Annotated in this window: 20 protein-coding genes; 16 read left to right on the top strand and 4 right to left on the bottom strand. The window is 55.1% G+C overall.

The genetic code is table 11. The annotated features are described in order from the left end of the window. Nucleotides 1–4: 4 nt before the first annotated feature. From purE to U8U68_RS07050, 13 genes are all read left to right on the top strand, one after another. The gene (gene purE, locus U8U68_RS07110; protein WP_322200139.1) at nucleotides 5–496 is read left to right on the top strand and encodes a 5-(carboxyamino)imidazole ribonucleotide mutase; all 492 of its coding nucleotides are present in this window, start codon (nucleotides 5–7) and stop codon (nucleotides 494–496) included. A gap of 72 nt (nucleotides 497–568) precedes the next feature. Beyond that, complete coding sequence (locus tag U8U68_RS07105) at nucleotides 569–1,798, top strand: aminopeptidase (protein WP_322200138.1); 1,230 nt, start codon at nucleotides 569–571, stop codon at nucleotides 1,796–1,798. Nucleotides 1,799–1,901: 103 nt separating this feature from the next. Then, nucleotides 1,902–3,071 (top strand): phosphoribosylformylglycinamidine cyclo-ligase, encoded by a 1,170-nt coding sequence (gene purM, locus U8U68_RS07100; RefSeq protein ID WP_322200137.1) that lies wholly within the window; start codon nucleotides 1,902–1,904, stop codon nucleotides 3,069–3,071. Further along, the gene (purN, locus tag U8U68_RS07095; RefSeq protein ID WP_322200136.1) at nucleotides 3,065–3,691 is read left to right on the top strand and encodes a phosphoribosylglycinamide formyltransferase; all 627 of its coding nucleotides are present in this window, start codon (nucleotides 3,065–3,067) and stop codon (nucleotides 3,689–3,691) included. Before purM ends, purN begins: the two co-directional genes overlap by 7 nt. A gap of 126 nt (nucleotides 3,692–3,817) precedes the next feature. Continuing rightward, complete coding sequence (locus tag U8U68_RS07090) at nucleotides 3,818–4,129, top strand: hypothetical protein (protein WP_322200135.1); 312 nt, start codon at nucleotides 3,818–3,820, stop codon at nucleotides 4,127–4,129. 80 nt (nucleotides 4,130–4,209) lie between these two features. Further along, entirely contained in the window at nucleotides 4,210–4,941 is a 732-nt protein-coding gene (locus U8U68_RS07085; protein WP_322200134.1) for an IMP cyclohydrolase, read from the top strand. 13 nt (nucleotides 4,942–4,954) lie between these two features. Next, nucleotides 4,955–6,133 carry a phosphoribosylaminoimidazolecarboxamide formyltransferase gene (locus tag U8U68_RS07080; protein WP_322200133.1) on the top strand — a complete coding sequence of 393 codons (1,179 nt, stop codon included), beginning with the start codon at nucleotides 4,955–4,957 and terminating at the stop codon, nucleotides 6,131–6,133. Nucleotides 6,134–6,180: 47 nt separating this feature from the next. Continuing rightward, nucleotides 6,181–6,564 (top strand): DUF6483 family protein, encoded by a 384-nt coding sequence (locus U8U68_RS07075; RefSeq protein ID WP_322200132.1) that lies wholly within the window; start codon nucleotides 6,181–6,183, stop codon nucleotides 6,562–6,564. A 138-nt stretch (nucleotides 6,565–6,702) separates the two neighbouring features. Then, nucleotides 6,703–7,386: an HAD family hydrolase gene (locus U8U68_RS07070; RefSeq protein ID WP_322200205.1), complete on the top strand. Its 684-nt coding sequence runs from the start codon at nucleotides 6,703–6,705 to the stop codon at nucleotides 7,384–7,386. 65 nt (nucleotides 7,387–7,451) lie between these two features. Beyond that, on the top strand, nucleotides 7,452–8,717 hold the full coding sequence (purD, locus tag U8U68_RS07065; RefSeq protein WP_322200131.1) for a phosphoribosylamine--glycine ligase: 1,266 nt from the start codon (nucleotides 7,452–7,454) through the stop codon (nucleotides 8,715–8,717). A 215-nt stretch (nucleotides 8,718–8,932) separates the two neighbouring features. Continuing rightward, nucleotides 8,933–9,721: a TraX family protein gene (locus U8U68_RS07060; protein ID WP_322200130.1), complete on the top strand. Its 789-nt coding sequence runs from the start codon at nucleotides 8,933–8,935 to the stop codon at nucleotides 9,719–9,721. Between the two features lie 21 nt (nucleotides 9,722–9,742). Next, nucleotides 9,743–10,105, top strand: a complete 363-nt coding sequence (locus tag U8U68_RS07055) for a pyridoxamine 5'-phosphate oxidase family protein (protein ID WP_322200129.1) — start codon at nucleotides 9,743–9,745, stop codon at nucleotides 10,103–10,105. A gap of 250 nt (nucleotides 10,106–10,355) precedes the next feature. After that, nucleotides 10,356–11,642 (top strand): Gfo/Idh/MocA family protein, encoded by a 1,287-nt coding sequence (locus tag U8U68_RS07050; RefSeq protein ID WP_322200128.1) that lies wholly within the window; start codon nucleotides 10,356–10,358, stop codon nucleotides 11,640–11,642. A 573-nt stretch (nucleotides 11,643–12,215) separates the two neighbouring features. On the opposite strand, the gene U8U68_RS07045 is transcribed toward U8U68_RS07050, so the two are convergent. From U8U68_RS07045 to larB, 4 genes are all read right to left on the bottom strand, one after another. Next, nucleotides 12,216–12,650, bottom strand: a complete 435-nt coding sequence (locus tag U8U68_RS07045) for a hypothetical protein (RefSeq protein WP_322200127.1) — start codon at nucleotides 12,648–12,650, stop codon at nucleotides 12,216–12,218. A 153-nt stretch (nucleotides 12,651–12,803) separates the two neighbouring features. Continuing rightward, the gene (gene larC / locus U8U68_RS07040) at nucleotides 12,804–14,069 is read right to left on the bottom strand and encodes a nickel pincer cofactor biosynthesis protein LarC (protein ID WP_322200126.1); all 1,266 of its coding nucleotides are present in this window, start codon (nucleotides 14,067–14,069) and stop codon (nucleotides 12,804–12,806) included. A 15-nt stretch (nucleotides 14,070–14,084) separates the two neighbouring features. Beyond that, nucleotides 14,085–14,639 carry a GNAT family N-acetyltransferase gene (locus U8U68_RS07035; RefSeq protein ID WP_322200125.1) on the bottom strand — a complete coding sequence of 185 codons (555 nt, stop codon included), beginning with the start codon at nucleotides 14,637–14,639 and terminating at the stop codon, nucleotides 14,085–14,087. Between the two features lie 53 nt (nucleotides 14,640–14,692). Then, nucleotides 14,693–15,442, bottom strand: a complete 750-nt coding sequence (gene larB, locus U8U68_RS07030; protein ID WP_322200124.1) for a nickel pincer cofactor biosynthesis protein LarB — start codon at nucleotides 15,440–15,442, stop codon at nucleotides 14,693–14,695. Between the two features lie 138 nt (nucleotides 15,443–15,580). Between larB and U8U68_RS07025 the strand changes: the two genes are divergently transcribed. The 3 genes from U8U68_RS07025 (at nucleotide 15,581) to U8U68_RS22215 (ending at nucleotide 17,122) form a co-directional block, all read left to right on the top strand. Then, nucleotides 15,581–16,519 carry an AEC family transporter gene (locus U8U68_RS07025; RefSeq protein WP_322200123.1) on the top strand — a complete coding sequence of 313 codons (939 nt, stop codon included), beginning with the start codon at nucleotides 15,581–15,583 and terminating at the stop codon, nucleotides 16,517–16,519. A gap of 124 nt (nucleotides 16,520–16,643) precedes the next feature. Further along, entirely contained in the window at nucleotides 16,644–17,042 is a 399-nt protein-coding gene (locus U8U68_RS07020; RefSeq protein WP_322200122.1) for a GNAT family N-acetyltransferase, read from the top strand. Next, nucleotides 17,003–17,122 carry a DUF5655 domain-containing protein gene (locus U8U68_RS22215; protein WP_331679109.1) on the top strand — a complete coding sequence of 40 codons (120 nt, stop codon included), beginning with the start codon at nucleotides 17,003–17,005 and terminating at the stop codon, nucleotides 17,120–17,122. The genes U8U68_RS07020 and U8U68_RS22215 overlap by 40 nt, the downstream gene beginning before the upstream one ends. The last annotated feature ends 20 nt before the right edge of the window (nucleotides 17,123–17,142 follow it).

Here is a 17,142-nt window from a genome sequence, read left to right as displayed (position 1 = left end):
CATCATGAAAAAAGTAGCCATTATTATGGGCAGCGACAGTGATATAAATGTGGTGGCCCCTGCCAAAAAGCGTCTGGACGCCCTAGGCATTCCGGTGGAGGCCCATATCATTTCCGCCCACCGTACCCCAGAAGCCGCCGCTGCCTTTGCCAAAGCTGCGGCTGAAGAGGGTTTTGGGGTTCTTATTGCCGCGGCGGGCAAGGCCGCCCACCTGGCTGGAGCCCTGGCAGCCAACAGCACCCTGCCCGTGATTGGCATTCCGGTGAAGTCCTCTACTCTGGACGGCCTGGACGCCCTGCTCTCTACTGTGCAGATGCCCTCGGGCATTCCTGTGGCCACAGTGGCCATTGACGGCGCGGACAATGCGGCCCTGCTGGCCGCCCAGATTTTGGCCCTGGGAGACGAGAGCCTGGCCGCCCGGCTTCTTCAGCTGAAGGAGGACCTGCGCCTGGCCGCCCAAGAAAAGGACCAGGCTTTGCAAAACCGGAAGTGGTAAAAGACGCCCGCGCAAATCCCTTTACCAAAGAGATTTTATCTTACAGTTTTTCCAGAAAGGAATCTTGTTGCCATGAAAAAAAGTCTTATGAGAAAATATGCCAAGCTGGCTGTTTGTACAGGCGCAAATCTGCAAAAGGGCCAGGGCGTGGTGATTAATGCCAGCGTAAGCGAGCATGAGTTTGCGGAAATGGTGGCCGAGGAGGCCTACCGGGCAGGAGCCAAGTGGGTCTATATGGCCTGGGGGGACCAGGCCCTTACCAAGCTGGCCTACCGCCACGAGTCTGTAACCCAGCTTTCCACCGTGTGGGAATGGGAAAAGGCCCGGCAGCAGTTCTATGTAGACCAGCTGCCCGCGCTAATTGCCATTGCTTCTAACGACCCAGACGGCATGAAGGGCGTAAACGTGACCAAGCTGCAAAAGAGCATGGCCGCAAGGGGCAAGATTTTAAAGCCCTACAGCGACCAAATGGATAATAAACGCCAGTGGACTATTGTAGCCGTGCCCTCTAAAAAATGGGCTAAAAAGGTGTTTCCAGGGGAGCGTACCGGCGCCGCCGTGGAATTGCTGTGGAACGAGATTCTGCGGGCCGTGCGGGTAACCGAGGACAACGACCCAGTGGCCCAGTGGGAACAGCACAACCAAACCCTTCATGAAAAATGTGAAGCCCTAAATGCCCTAGACCTGGAGTATCTGCACTATGAGAGCCCCAACGGCACGGACTTCACTTGCTGGCTTATTCCCGGCAGCCGTTGGCATGGAGGCAGTGACAAACTGCTAAACGGGGTCACCTTTAACCCCAACATGCCCAGCGAGGAGGTCTTTATCTCTCCCATGCGGGGCAAATGCCAGGGCAGGCTGGTTTCTACCCTGCCCCTCTCTTATCAGGGCACGGTCATTCCGCAGTTCTCGATGGATTTTCAGGATGGAAAAGCGGTGGCCGTGCATGCCCAGGAGCACCAGGAGCTACTGGAAAAGATGATCACTGTGGACGAGGGCGCCTGTATGCTGGGCGAACTGGCCCTGGTGCCGGACGACTCCCCCATTTCAAACTCTGGGGTGCTGTTCTACAACACGCTGTTTGATGAAAACGCGGCCTGTCATGTGGCGGTGGGCGCGGGCTTCAACGAAACCTTGCCGGGATTTGAAAACATGAGCGACGAAGAGCTGAAGGAGGCCGGTATTAACGACTCCATTATCCATACCGATTTTATGATTGGCAGTAAGGAGCTAAACATCACCGGCCACACCCGGGACGGAAGAGACGTGGCTATTTTCCTGGGAGGAAACTGGGCTATTTAAGAACTGGGACGGATAGCCCGGCGCCCCTACTTCTGAACTTCTATCTTTTTATAACTTCACCACACCTACTTATTGATTATTCCCTTTAGAAAGGACATTCCCCATGATGAACAACAGCGAAAACCAGGGCCTGGCTCCACAGCAGGAGCCCGCCCTGAAAAGCTATAGCGACAGCTACAAAGCCGCCGGAGTGGACGTGACGGCAGGCTATGAGTCTGTCGAGCTAATGAAAAAACACGTGGCCCGCACCGTAATCCCCGGGGTGGTCTCCGGCATCGGCGGTTTTGGCGGGCTGTTCGCGCCGGACCTCTCCGGTATGAAAGAGCCTGTGCTGGTCTCTGGCACAGATGGCGTGGGCACCAAGCTGAAAATCGCCATGCTGATGGACAAGCACGACACCATTGGCATCGATGCAGTGGCCATGTGCGTCAACGACGTGGTATGCTGCGGAGCCCGGCCCCTTTTCTTCCTGGACTACATTGCCTGCGGCAAAAACTACCCGGAAAAAATCGCCCAGATTGTGGCCGGTGTGGCCGAAGGCTGTGTGCAGGCGGGCTGCGCCCTTATCGGCGGCGAGACCGCCGAGCACCCGGGCATGATGCCTGCCGACGACTATGACCTGGCCGGGTTCACGGTGGGTGTGGTGGATAAGGCTAAGGTCATTGACGGCAGTAAGCTGCGGGCTGGAGATCTGCTGATTGGGGTTAAGTCCTCTGGCGTACACTCCAACGGCTTCTCTTTGGTGCGCAAGGTTTTCGGCATTGGCCGGATGGAGGGCGATGCAGACACCTCTTTGGTAGGGGCGGCTATGGGCCTGGCGGTGTCTGTGGCAAAGATGATCAGCAGCGATCAAGAAATCATTAACCGCTACTATGATGAGCTAGGCTGCACCCTGGGCGAGGCCCTGCTGGCCCCCACCCGCATTTATGTAAAACCCGTGCTGGCAGCCGTTCAGGCAGCGGAGGTAAAAGCCATTTCCCACATCACGGGCGGTGGATTCTACGAGAACATTCCCCGGATGCTAAAGCCCGGCCTTACTGCCAAGATCGACAAAAACGCTCTGCCCCAGCTGCCCATCTTTGACCTGATCCAGAGCACTGGGGGCATCCCGGAGCGGGATATGTACAACACCTTTAACATGGGGGTGGGCCTGTGCATAGCCGTTTCAAAAGACACCGCCCAAGCCGCTTTGGACGCCCTGAACGGGGCAGGTGAGGAAGCCTTTGTCATGGGCGAAGTGGCCGAGGGCGGCCAGGGGGTGCTCTTATGCTGAGCATCGGCGTACTGGTCTCTGGTGGCGGCACCAATTTACAGCAGCTTATCGACGCCCAGGCAGCGGGAAAGCTGTGCGGGGGACAGATCCGCGTGGTGATCTCCAGCAAACCGGGGGTGTTTGCTCTGGAGCGGGCTCAGCGGGCGGGCATTGAGGCCGTCACCCTGTCCCGGAAAGACTATCTGGATGTGGAGGCCTACAGCCAAACTCTTATTGCCGCCCTACAAGAGCGGGGGGTGGATCTGGTGGTGCTTTCGGGGTTTCTCACCATTACCAGCGACAGCTTTGTACAGGCTTTCCCCAACCGTATTATGAACGTGCACCCGGCCCTGCTGCCCGCCTTTGGCGGCAAGGGCTACTATGGCCTACACGTGCACGAGGCGGTACTGGCCCGGGGCTGTAAGGTGACGGGAGCCACTGTGCACTTTGCCAACGAGGTCTGCGACGGCGGGCCTATCATCCTGCAAAAGGCCGTAGCGGTCCAGGAGGACGATACCCCCGAGACCCTGCAAAAGCGGGTGATGGAAGAGGCCGAATGGCAGCTGCTACCAGAAGCCGTGGCCCTGTTCTGCCAGGGGCGGCTGACCGTGGAGGAAGGGAAGGTTTTCATCGCTACCTAGGAGGTCAAAGAGCGTGAAAACAAAAGACGCCAAAGTGGAACGGTTCCATTTTGACGCGCTTATACATATTGACTGGGCTCAACCTGCTAAACCGCCCATTTGCCTTGCGGTCCAGAAAGTTTTGGGATGTTATGGGATATTTTTCACAGGGATGTTCTGGAAACAATCCACAGCCAGGTTCAGCCCACTGTGGAAATTGCAGCCGCTGCCAACTGCGACTACATTGTGGGATGCCAGCTCACACAGCCCGGCCAGATAGAGGGCCTTGCCAGCTTTACTGTTCCTGCGGGAGATTACGTCCGGGGGATCTTTTTCACCGGAAGCTTTGAAGAACTGGCGGAAGATCACATCATGACTATCTGGGGCGGCGTGCGCGTCTGGGCAGAGGAACAGGTCCTTGCACTGAGCAAAGAATTTGCCACCGGGATCTACCCTTAGGACGCCGTTTCCCGGGAACGCCCTGAAATATACTGCTTGTATTGAATTGAGAGAAACAACTTATGAAAGGAGCCCGCTGCATGAAACCAATTAATATTTTCGAGGACCTAAAAAGCAACGCCTACCCCGGCCGAGGCATTGTCATTGGCAAAAGCCAAGACGGCCAGTGCGCCGTGGCCGCGTACTTTATCATGGGGCGCAGCGTCAACAGCCGTAACCGGGTGTTTGTGGCCGAGGGCGAAAACCTGCGTACCCAGGCCCACGACCCCGCCCTGCTTACCGACCCGTCTTTGGTCATCTATTTCCCGGTGCGTATGTTCCCCGGGGGGATGATTGTCACCAACGGCGACCAGACCGACACCATCTACAACCTGCTCTCTACAGAGGCGCAAAGCACCCCCGGCGGATGCTTTGTCCGCGCTCTGCGTACCCGCACCTTTGAGCCGGACCCGCCTCTTTATACTCCCCGGATCTCCGGAATCCTGGAGTGGAAGGAAGGGGACTTTGCCTACAAGCTCTCCATCCTAAAGAGCACAGACGGCGATCCCGCCGCCACCCAGCGCCAGTTCTTCGAGTACGATTCCCTACCCGGTTTGGGACACTTTATCCACACCTACAAGTGCGATGGAGCCCCCGTGGTGCCCTCTTTTGTGGGGGAGCCAAAGCCCGTGGCCATTAGCGGCGACATAGACAGCTTTACCAATGAACTATGGGACAGCCTGAATCCGGACAACAAAATTTCCCTTTTTGTGCGGTACATCCATTTGGCCAGCGGTCAGGCACAGACCCGTATTCTTAACAAAAATCAGTAAAGGAGCTATCAGCATGGCAAATGAACTCTTGCTCAAATATGGCTGCAACCCCAACCAAAAACCCTCCCGCATCTTTATGAAGGAGGACGGCCAGCTTCCTGTCACTGTGCTCAATGGCAAGCCCGGCTATATCAATTTTTTGGACGCTTTCAACAGCTGGCAACTGGTCCGGGAGCTAAAACAGGCCACCGGCCTGCCCGCCGCCGCCTCTTTTAAGCATGTCAGCCCCGCCGGGGCCGCGGTGTACGTGCCTCTCTCCGACACCCTAAAGAAAATCTACTTTGTGGATGATCTGGAGCTCTCCCCCATGGCCAGCGCCTACGCAGCCGCCCGGGGAGCGGACCGCATGTCCTCTTATGGCGACTGGGCGGCTCTTTCGGACATCTGCGACAAGGAGACTGCCGCCCTGCTGGCCCGGGAAGTCTCCGACGGCATCATTGCCCCCGGCTATACTGACGAGGCTTTGGCCATCCTCAAGACCAAGCGAAAGGGCGGCTACAACGTGGTGCAGATCGACGAAAGCTACGTGCCCGCCCCGGTGGAGCACAAGGACGTATTCGGCATCACCTTTGAGCAGGGCCGCAACGAACTGAAAATCGACGGGGCCCTGCTCAAAGACCTGCCCACCGCCAACAAGACCCTCACCGAAGAGGCGAAACGGGACCTGATCGTCTCGCTGATCACCCTGAAATATACCCAGTCCAACTCCGTCTGCTACGTGAAGAACGGACAGGCTATCGGCGTAGGCGCCGGCCAGCAAAGCCGGGTCCACTGCACTCGTTTGGCCGGAAACAAGGCCGACAACTGGTATCTCCGCCAATGCCCCAAGGTGCTGGGCCTGCCCTTTAAGCCGGACATCCGCCGCCCAGACCGGGACAACACCATTGACGTATACATCTCTGACGAGTGCATGGATGTGCTGGCCGACGGCCAGTGGCAGAACTTCTTTACCCAGCAGCCCGAGGTTTTTACCCGAGAAGAGCGCAGGGCCTGGCTGGACGGTATGAGCGGTGTGGCCCTGGGCAGTGACGCTTTTTTCCCCTTTGGGGACAACATCGAACGAGCCCACAAAAGTGGGGTGCAGTTCATCGCCCAGCCCGGGGGATCCATTCGAGATGACAACGTCATTGAGGTCTGCGACAAGTACGGCATAGCTATGGCTTTTACAGGCATCCGGCTGTTCCACCATTAACCGCAATGTTTGTGATGCGTTTCACTGGATAAAAGGGGGCTTTACAAGTGTTTATTCAGCAGGACTGGCTTATGCGGCAAATTGAAATGACAGTCTCTATGGTTCTGCGGTTATTTTTGAGAGAAAGCCCCCAGGACTCTGCGCTCCCAGACGAGTTTCATCAGCAGGGTACTGAGGAACTGGCCGGGCGGCTTAGCGCCCTGCTGCGCCAGGGGCGGCTGGGTAAAGCTGAGGATCTGCTGTTTGAACGCCTGGACCCAGAGGACAAAAGCATTTTTGTCACAGCCATGGATTTTTACCGGCAGGCCAACGTCCTGACTGATGAGGAGCTGGCAGCCCAGGACTTTACCCGGGAAGAACTTTTGGAGGGCTTGAGCCAAGTTGTTAAACGATATGGTCTTGATCTTCCCAACGTTTTAGATAATCCCTAAATTCAAATGGATATAGTCGATGAACTGGAAAACCATTTTCAAGTTGCGGGACCGCCCCGCAAGCTATCAGTCATGTAATCAAACAATTCGTGTGAAATGCTTTATGATTATTAAGCATACCAAGAGGAGGACAGGCCTATACGAAAAGCAATCTTTTGGGATTTTGACGGCACTCTGACCTTTGGCGAACCCACTTGGCGCTTCTGCCTGGTTACGGCTCTGGGCCCCCTGGCCAAAAAATACGGCATTAACGAAGAAAAGTTGGGGCCCTTTTTAAAAAGCGGCTTTCCCTGGCATCCAGACGGCGACCCCACCCGCACCGGCCAGGCCTTTTGGGAGGAGCTCTTCCGGCGCTTCGCCGCAGCTTATCAAAACTTGGGGGTGCCCGCCCCAGAGGCCCAGGACGCCGCCCGCCGGGTACGGGAGGTAGCCCTAGACCCCGACAATTACCGAGTGCGGCCAGACGCCGCCTCTACCCTGGCGGTCTGCGCCTACAAGGGATGGCGGAACTACATTCTTTCAAACAACTACCCCGAGCTGGAGCAAATGTTGGCGGCCCTGCACCTGCGGCCCTATTTTTCCGGCGTGGTAGTTTCCAGTGTGGTGGGAGCTGTAAAGCCTGATCCGGCTATTTTCCGCTTGGCCGAAGGAGAGGCCCGGTTTCCCTCTCTGATTTGGATGGTGGGCGATAACCCCGCGGCAGACATTGCCGGGGCAAAAAATGCCGGGTGGCAGACTATCCACCTGGCTCAGCCCGGCGCAACATCCTGCAACGCAGACCTGAGCGTTACAGAACTGACCCAAATTTTGAAGTATCTGTAGGAACACGCGCTGTGGCCCCTTCTCCCTACTAGCAAAAAATTTCTTACATAAAGGATGATGGCAGCATGGATATTTTAGTGATCGGCAGCGGTGGCCGGGAGCACACCATTGTACGCAAGCTGCGGGAAAGCCCCCTGGTGAACCGGCTGTACTGTGCCCCTGGCAACGGCGGCATCTCTCGGGATGCGGAGTGCTGTAACGTAAATGCTATGGACCAGGCCGGCATGGTGGCTTTGGCCCGGGAAAAGGACGTAGATCTAGTGTTTGTGGCCCCGGATGATCCCCTGGGCGCGGGCATGGTGGACGCCCTGGAAGCTGCCGGCTTCCCCTGCTTCGGCCCCAACGCCCAGGCCGCCCAGATTGAAAGCAGCAAGGTGTTCTCCAAAGGTCTTATGAAAAAGTACGGCATTCCCACCGCAGGGTATGCCGTATTCGACGATCCTGCCGCTGCTCTGACCTATATTAAAGAGCGGGGCAGCTACCCGGTGGTGGTCAAGGCCGACGGACTGGCTGTGGGCAAGGGGGTCATCATCGCCCAAAATGGGGAGGAAGCCGCCACCGCCCTGCACAGCCTGATGGAGGAGAAGATTTTCGGCGACTCCGGAAGCCGGGTGGTGGTGGAGGACTTCCTCACCGGGCCAGAGGTCAGTGTGCTGGCCTTTACCGACGGCAAAACCCTGTACCCCATGGTCTCTTCCATGGACCACAAGCGCATTTCAGACGGCAATCAGGGACCCAACACCGGCGGCATGGGCACCATTAGCCCTAACCCCTTCTATACCGATGCGGTAGCGGCGGAGTGCATGGAAAAAATCTTTCTGCCCACCATGGCGGCTATGAACGCCGAGGGCCGGCCCTTTAAGGGCTGCCTGTACTTTGGGCTGATGCTTACTCCCCAGGGGCCCAAGGTCATTGAGTACAATTGCCGCTTTGGCGACCCAGAGACCCAGGTGGTGCTGCCCCGGCTGAAAACCGACTTTGCCCAGGTGGTGCTGGCTGTGGCAGAGGAGCGCCTGGGCCAGCTGGAGCTGGAGTGGTCTGAGGAGGCCTGCGCCTGCGTCATCTTGGCCAGCGGCGGCTACCCGGGCAGCTACGAAAAGGGCAAGGAAATTGCCGGCCTGGACGAAAATGGCCAGGCCCCGGGGGTCACGGTGATTCACGCGGGCACCAAGTACGAGAACGGCAAGTTCTACACCAACGGAGGCCGGGTGCTGGGGGTCACGGCCATGGGAGCCAGCCTGGACCAGGCCCTGGAAACATCCTACGCCGCTGTAGAGAAAATTCACTTTGAGGGGGCTGTGTACCGAAAGGATATCGGCCGGGCTTATTAACGCCGGCCCCGGCATCAAACAGAAAAAGTTTCGTCCACTTTTTTAAAGGTGGCGGGGTTGTTAGGGGCAATGTCCCTAAGCCGCCGGAGGCCGCCTACGGAAAGACCATAAGGGCTCTTCGCCCCCACACCCCAGCGGCAGGAACTGGCGTCCCTGCACCCGCAATGTTTCCCACTATTTCGCCTGGGAGGATAATCTCCAGAAAGGAGGAACTCATGACCTGGAGGGCCGTTAAAATCATTGCCGTGATCTCTATGACCCTGGACCACTTTTTGAAGATTTTCACGGTGCAGCCCATGCTGACAGAGCTTTTCGGCATGGATATGGCTGTTAGCTACTATCTGCTGATTCTGGTGGAGCCCCTGGGGCGCGTGGCCTTTCCCCTGTACGCTTTCGGCATAGCACAGGGCTGTACATACACGAAAAATAAAAGAAATTTTCTCTTGCGACTGCTGATTTTTGCGGTTATTGCAGAAGTTCCCTTCCAGTACGCATTAGGCACAGGAGCGTATCATCTACGCCTGGCTCCTACCAATGTGCTGTTCACCCTGCTGTATGGGGCCTTGGCCTGTTTTTCGGTGGACTTTTTTAAGGCGAAGGGGAAGGTCTGGCTGGCTGTTTTCCCCATTTTGGCTCTGATGTTCCTGGGGGAAAGGTTCCACGCGGACTACGGCGCCATGGGCATTTTATTTGTGCTGACGCCCTACCTCTTCCCCACCAAAAAGGGCAAGCTGGCGGCGCTTAGCGGGATGATTCTGATGCTGTACCTGTTTCAGCCCTTGTTACAGCACAGCTTCGACTTCGCGGCCGACATCCTCATTAGACAGTCCCTACAGCTACTGTGCGCCCTACTGGCCGTGGCCGTACTGGCCCTGTACAATGGGCAAAAGGGCCGGTGTGGCAAGCTTGGCCAGTATTTCTTCTACGCCTACTACCCCGCTCACCTGGCTGTGTTGTACTGGGCGGCCGCAGGGCTTGGGTATGGGTATCGTTTCGTACCATAATCAACATACAGGGAGGCAAGGATGGACGATAAGCTGATACAACGGGCCAGAGACATCATCCGGCAAAAATGCGGCGGCGGGAACAAAGGCCACTGCGTCCTGGCATTAACCGGCCCCGACGGCTACCCTGTTGCCAGCACCATTTCTATCTCTCAGGCCGACGGAATCCGCTGGCTTACTTTCTGCACCGGGGGAAGTTCCAAGACGGACCGTATCGCTCACAGCGACAAGGCCAGTGTCTGCGTTAGTTCTGAAGAGTACAACATCACTCTCATTGGCAAAATCCAGGTGGTCACAGACCTGGCTGTAAAAAAAGAAATGTGGTATCCCGGCATGGGCCAGCATTTCAGCGGCCACGACGCCCCTGGACTAGGGCTTGTTTGAAAAATCGAAAACGTCGTCTTTTTTGCCATAAGAGGCCACTTTCTACGTCGAAAATCCTCGTCAATCGCCAGATTGCCTTGCGGTTTTCTCCTTGAAATTGTCCCCTTCTGGCCAAAAATTCGTCGTTTCCTCTATTTTCAAACAAGCCCTAGTGGTTCTAAAATTTATTACAGAACGGTATAACCTTTTGGTGGACTGGGAAGAAGCCAGAGGGAGCCTATAAATTATATTATTTTAAGAGGATTTCACTATGAACGCACCTATTACCTTCGCCATCTGCGGCTTTGGCGACCGGGGCAGCACCTATGCAGGGATGCAAGAGCTGTTCCCCGCGCGGATGAAAGTGGTGGCCGTGGCCGACCTGAATCCCGCCAAAGTCCAAAAAGCCAAGGAGCTCTACAACATTCCTGAAGAAAACTGCTTTGCTAGCGGAGAAGAAATGCTTGCAAAGGAGAAATTGGCCGACGTAATGGTGGTCTCTACCATGGACCGGCAGCACGTGGACCACGCTATTCCCGCCCTGGAGAAGGGCTACCATGTGCTGATGGAAAAACCCATCTCCCCGGACCTTCACAAATGCCGGGAAGTGCTGGAGGCCGCTGCCCGCCACCCGGACCAGCATGTAATTTTATGCCATGTGCTGCGGTACACCATGTTTTTTAATAAGCTCAAGGAGATCATGGACAGCGGCAAAATCGGCGAGGTGGTCAGTATCTGTGCCAACGAAAACGTGGCCTACTGGCACCAGGCCCACTCCTTTGTCCGGGGAAACTGGCGGAACAGCCATGAGACCAGCCCCATGATTCTGCAAAAGTCCTGTCATGATATGGACATTCTCACCTGGCTGGTGGGCAAAAAGTGTAAGAGCGTGTCGTCGGTGGGGGGCATTCACCTGTTTAAGGAGGAGTGCGCCCCGGCGGGCTCTACCCCCTACTGCCTGGGGGGCTGCAAGGTAAAGGACAGCTGTATTTTCGACGCGGAGAAAATCTACATCACCAGCAAAAAGACCGGCCTGGCCGGAGGCAGCAACTGGATCAGTTCTATCCTCAGCGTGGACAACACCCTGGAGAGTACCTATGCCGCCCTAAAAGACGGCCAGTACGGCCGGTGCGTGTTCCACTGTGACAACAATGTGGTGGACCACCAGCAGACCAACCTGCTGATGGAGGACGGGACCACCATCAGCTTTACCATGTGCGCCTTTACCCAGGACTGTTACCGCTACTTTAAAGCCATGGGCACCCTGGGCGAGATAGAGGCCGATATGAAAAGCAACCGCATCAAGGTGCGGGTGTTTGGCCAGGACGAAGAGGTCATTGACCTAAAGGCTATCAGCAAAGACCTAAAGGGCCACGGCGGCGGAGACAGCGGCATTGTGGAGGACTTCCTGAAAATGCTGATTGAGGGGGCCCCGCCCACCCCGCGCACCACCACCCTGGCAAATTCCATGGAGAGCCACTACATTGCCCTGGCCGCGGAGGAATCCCGGCTGGCGGGAGGCAGGGCCATTGATCTGGAGGAGTTTCGGAACCGGTAAATGACAAAAAGGGAAGCGGCGACGCCTCCCTTTTTTATTATAAAAGCACTCCAGTCTTGCAAAGATATAAATCTCATGCAGTAGGAAGAGCCTTGTCCGATAACGGTTGGCTGTTCCGCATATGTAAAATGATTGTTCTTTCCATATCTTGTGGGCTTGTCCTTTGTTATAATATTGTCTGCCCAGAAGTCCAAAGACTGTTTGATCATTTCTAGAGAGTGGAATGTAACCGCTGCTTCTCTGGGTACCTCGTCTATGCACTATGTTTTTCCTGTCATGATTAGGCCTTGCTTAAAAATTGAGAGAATGACGGATTAAGGGCTAGAAGAGGTCCCCTTTTAAGGAGAAGAACTCCCATTGGCGAGGATGTTTGACACAGAAAGGGGCCGCTTCTGACCAATAAGACGGCGTTTTCGATGTTTCAAACAAGCCCTAAGAGACAGCTTACTCTGCAAGCATTATACCAAGAGTCATAATCAATCTCAGGGCTCCCGCCTGTTAAGAATGTGCCACGAAAAAAGTGCCGCCCCAGATAGAAAAATCCTCCACCTGGGCGGCAGCTCCAACGATTCTCTACAAATAAGTTCTCATTTCCACAGCTAGCCGCTCCTCCAGCCGAACCAGCCGTTTGGTCAGGTCTTTCGAGCGCGTGTCCGCCGCCTTATATTGGTTCAGATACCGGCAAAGTCCCTTGACCCCCATGTTACAGCCGTCTGTAATAAGATCCGCAATGGCGGCATCCGAATCGTCCAGGGTCAGCTTGGCGTTGGTCTTTACCCAGGACATACCTTTTGCCATGGCTCCGGGCTCCTTGCCCTCGTCATGATACTGGTTCAAAAGGCTCTCCATCTCTTCCTCCAGCTTTTCGTGGGCCTGTTTGCTCTCTTTTAGGCACTGCCCTAGTCCTTTACTATGGACATAGTCCTCCACCTGACCAATGGCTGTTACGCCCATCTTAATTCCCGCGTCACATTCCCGCAGCAGCCGGATGGTATCCTGCTCTATCATATGCGTCAGCTCCCTTTTCGCGTTTACAGTCCAGGATTTCCTTCGGCGGCGGTTTTATTCTCTCTCCTTGCTGGAAAAAATTTCTGTCCAGGTCCAGCTGCCTTTTGCATCCCAAGATCATGAGCGCGTGAAGGGCCAACGGATTGTGATAAATTATTGCCTTTGCTCCACTTCTTTGCGTGCCTGCTCCAGAGCGACGCCCCGCTCCCGGGCAATACGGGCCAGATCCTCGTACTCAATCTTTTCCCGGAAAACACCCCAGCCACTAGATTTTTTGACCTGCACCTCTCCAAATTCCGTATGGAGGGTGTTCGCTCCACGATCTAATGTATAGCGATTTCGAACCGCTTCCCTTACCCCAAGGGTGCTGGTGTGCAGAAACACAAGGCTTAGCATTTTTTCTCGGTCTTCCAGGCGGCATAGGCAGGTAAGCATTACGCCGGGACGGCCTTTTTTCATACCAATGGATGTGGTCCACACATCCAGGGCTCCTGCCCGCAACAACTCTTCGGCGGCAAACGCCACGCTCTCGGGGGTCATATCGTCCAAGTTACAGCTAAGCTCCGCCACCTGGCCAGAAACTTCCTCTGTTTCCCCCAACATGGCTCTCACCGCGTTCATTGCCTCAAAGTCTTTTGACCCCATGCCGTAGCCGGTTTTCTCTACCCGCATTACAGGCGCAGGCCCAAAACGAGTAACAAAATGCTTTAAGAGCGCCGCGCCGGTGGGTGTGCATAGTTCTCCCTGCACCTGGCCGCCATAGGTGGGAACATTCCGCAAAAGATAGGCTGTGGCCGGGGCGGGCACTGGCAGAATGCCATGGGCGCAGCGCACCTGGCCGCTGCCCACATGGATGGGCGAGCACACCACCTGCTGGGGAGCCAGCTCGTTCATCAGCATACAGACTGCCGTCACATCGGCCACCGCGTCCAGCGTTCCTACCTCGTGAAAATGAATCTGCTCCACTGGCGCACCATGAGCGTGGCTTTCCGCCTGGGCGATCAGCTGATAGACGGCCAACACATCCGCCCGGACCTTTTCCGGCAAATCCAGGTGGGAGACAATATGCTCAATGTCATGCATCCCGGAATGATGGTGGCTATGGGAATGCTCATGAGGGTGATCATGGCTATGATGATGTTCATGCGCATGCTCATGGGAATGTGTATGATTATGACCAAAAGGCGCATTGTTTGTCACATCATGACTCTGTTCCTCCTCCCCGTGGACTGTTACCGTAACATGGGTGCCGGTCACCCCACATTTCACCGATGGAACCGCGCTAACCTGCACGCCAGGCAGTTCCAGTGCGTTTAAACGGCGAAGGAAGTTCTCCTGATCTGGATGGAGTTCTAAAAGGGCGGCGGTCAGCATGTCCCCGGCCGCACCCATATTACATTCAATATAAAGGGTTCGCATTGTGTTTTGTCCTTTCTATCCATTAAAATTTTCTTCTTTCATACCACTTTTCCCTGCCGGTGAAGGAAAAAGACGGTATATCTGCATTGTCAGTTCTTTTCCAGAATCCGTGGTTATTCTCTCATTCTCTCCCTTTTCATAATGAAATCTTTCCGCCAAACGGATACTGGGTGTATTGCGCAGGTCGGCTTCATAAATAATATACTCATACTTTTGTGTCTGACCCAGGTAGTCCAGCATTTCTCTTAGCGCCTCATACCCATAGCCCTTCCCCTGGGCGGAGCTCTTTAGCCATAGCCCAATTTCCGGGGTCTTTTCCCTGATTCCAAATACTTCCATACTACCAAGAAATTCCCCGTTTTTGGCAAGGACCACCAGCTCCAGCATATTTCCCTGTTCCATTTCCTGCACAAATCCAGAAAGGACTTCATTCGCGGCTTCCAGGCTGGGAAAAACATCGGGGTATTGATACCGTGTGATCTCCTCCGTAAATTCCCTAAAATAAGCTTCAAGGAACACATCCCTAAACGGCTGTAAGATAAGCCGTTCTGTTGTTCGTTCTAAATACACCTTTACACTCCCTTTCTACCCGATACACATTTTTATATTCATCCGCTTAAAAATCAGCTGATATGATTGATCATACTGGCCAGGTACCCGGCGCCAAAGCCATTGTCAATATTCACCACACTCACTCCACTGGCGCAGGAATTCAGCATAGAGAGCAGCGCCGAAAGCCCTCCAAAAGACGCTCCATATCCCACACTGGTAGGAACCGCAATCACCGGACAATCCGCCAAGCCCCCAATGACGCTGGCCAGAGCGCCTTCCATTCCCGCTATGGCAATGATCACCCGGGCGCTCATGATTTCCTCCAGATGAGAGAGGGTTCGGTGCAGTCCAGCCACCCCCACATCATACAGGCGCACCACCCGGTTCCCCAGCACCTGGGCGGTCAGGGCAGCTTCCTCTGCCACCGGCATATCGCTGGTACCTCCGGTAGCCACCACAATTTCCCCCGCGCCGGTAGGTTCTGGCATCTCCCCCACAATCCCCACCTGACCCAAGGGTTCGTACCGCAGGGGCAGGGCTTCCCCCACCGTCTGGGCCGCCTCCTGGCTCATACGGGTAATCAGCACCGCGCGCTCTCCATCCGCCCGCATCGAGGCGGCAATATCCCGAATCTGCTCCGGCGTCTTGCCCGCGCCGTAAATAACCTCCGCCACTCCCTGGCGCAGCCCCCGGTGGCGGTCTATCTTGGCAAATCCCAGGTCTTTAAAGGGCTCCAGCTTCAGCTGTAACACCGCCTGTTCTACAGACTGCCGGCCGTTTTTTACATTTTCTAATATTTCTCGAATCTGCTGTTGGTCCACAGTATGTTTGCCCCCTAAGAATAAGCTTTGGTAATTTATCTATTATATAGCATTTCGCCCCTCGATTCAAGCCTAGAGCTTGCCAAAAAAACATGAATATGGTATACTCTTTATAAATAGCCTGTTGGGGGGCCTTTCATGGAAAGTCTTTTTATCGCGCTGGATACCGTTCTTCCATTATTTTTGATGATGGCTGTGGGTTATGTGACCCGTTTGACCCATCTGCTTAACGAGGGCTCCGCCCGACAGGTGAATAAAGTCATTTTTAAAATATTCTTGCCTTTGCTGGTCTTTATTAATATCTACGATTCCGACATCGTCGGCAGCTTTCGAGGGAATCTGATAATTTTTGCCGCGGCGGGTGTATTGGTGGAATTCCTGATTTCGCTTATTTTAGTTTTACTCACTGAGCAGGAAAATACCCGTCGGGGCGTGATGCTGCAAGGTATGTTCCGCAGCAATTTCGTGCTTTATGGTATCCCCCTTAGCACTGTATTGTTCGGCTCACAGGCAGCTGGGATCGCTTCTTTGCTCATTGCCGTAATCATTCCCATGTTCAATGTACTGGCTGTTCTGGCTTTAGAGATGTTCAACGGCCAGCGCCCAAACCTTTGGCGGGTTCTGATAGGAATTCTCACCAACCCACTGATTTTAGCCTCCGCCGCCGGTATTCTCTGCAATTATTTTCAGCTGGCGCTGCCAAAGGCTATCTATTCCACTGCCTCCAGCCTGGCCGGTATTGCTACGCCTCTGGCCTTTGTGGTGCTGGGCGCGTCACTGAATTTTGGCGAGACTGGCCGCTGTGCCCGGCCTTTAGTTCTCACGTTAGCTGTCAAGCTGCTGCTATATCCAGCGGCAGCCCTGGGAACCGCTATACTCATGGGCTTTCAAGGGGCAGAATTGGCTGTGTTGCTAGCCTTATTCGGCTCGCCAGTGGCCGTGTCCTCCTTCACCATGGCTCAGCAAATGGGCGGAGATGACCAACTGGCCGGACAGCTGGTGGTATTCAGCTCGGTGCTATCCATTGGAACCATGTTTTTATTTATTTGGGGGTTGAAATACTTTGCGTTTTTCTAACAAAAACTGTCCATGACACTCTTTGATTATGGCGATATATTTGCCCGGAAGGCAGCCCCCGGCTTCTTGGAGGGCTGACCGGCACTGATAGAGATTCGAAAAAACCATTCCGGAGGAGAGAGCCATGCTGATACATCCTTACCGCACTGGAGACTGCCCAGCTATCGCCCAGCTCTTTTATGAGACGGTACATACCGTAAACGCCCGGGACTACACCCCCCAGCAGCTAGACGCCTGGGCTGATGGCTCTATAGACTTGGCTGCGTGGGACTGTTCCTTCCTGGCCCACTACACCCTGGTTGCGGAGGAGGACGGCGCGCTAATTGGCTTTGGGGATATGGATGAGACAGGCTATCTGGACCGACTGTATGTACATAAGGGTCATCAAGGCCGAGGAATTGCCACTGCCCTATGCAGCCGGCGGTCTGGCTTACGGTCAGCTTTGGGCTGGGGTACCGGCTATACTCTCCCCGCGTCGATGCGGTGGCAGAGCCCTACCCGAACCGCTGGACCCACCATGTGACGGTGGCCTCTCCAGAAGAGGTGGACCAGGAGCTGCTGGGGTGGATAGAAGAGGCAAGCCAATTCTCACTTAATAAATAAATTTATCTCAGTTCACACAA

The organism is Acutalibacter intestini (genome assembly GCF_034334985.1).
Taxonomy (GTDB): Bacteria; Bacillota; Clostridia; order Oscillospirales; family Acutalibacteraceae; genus Acutalibacter; species Acutalibacter intestini.
The sequence above is the reverse complement of the archived record's forward strand: the minus strand, read 5'-3'. Positions and strand labels throughout refer to the sequence as shown.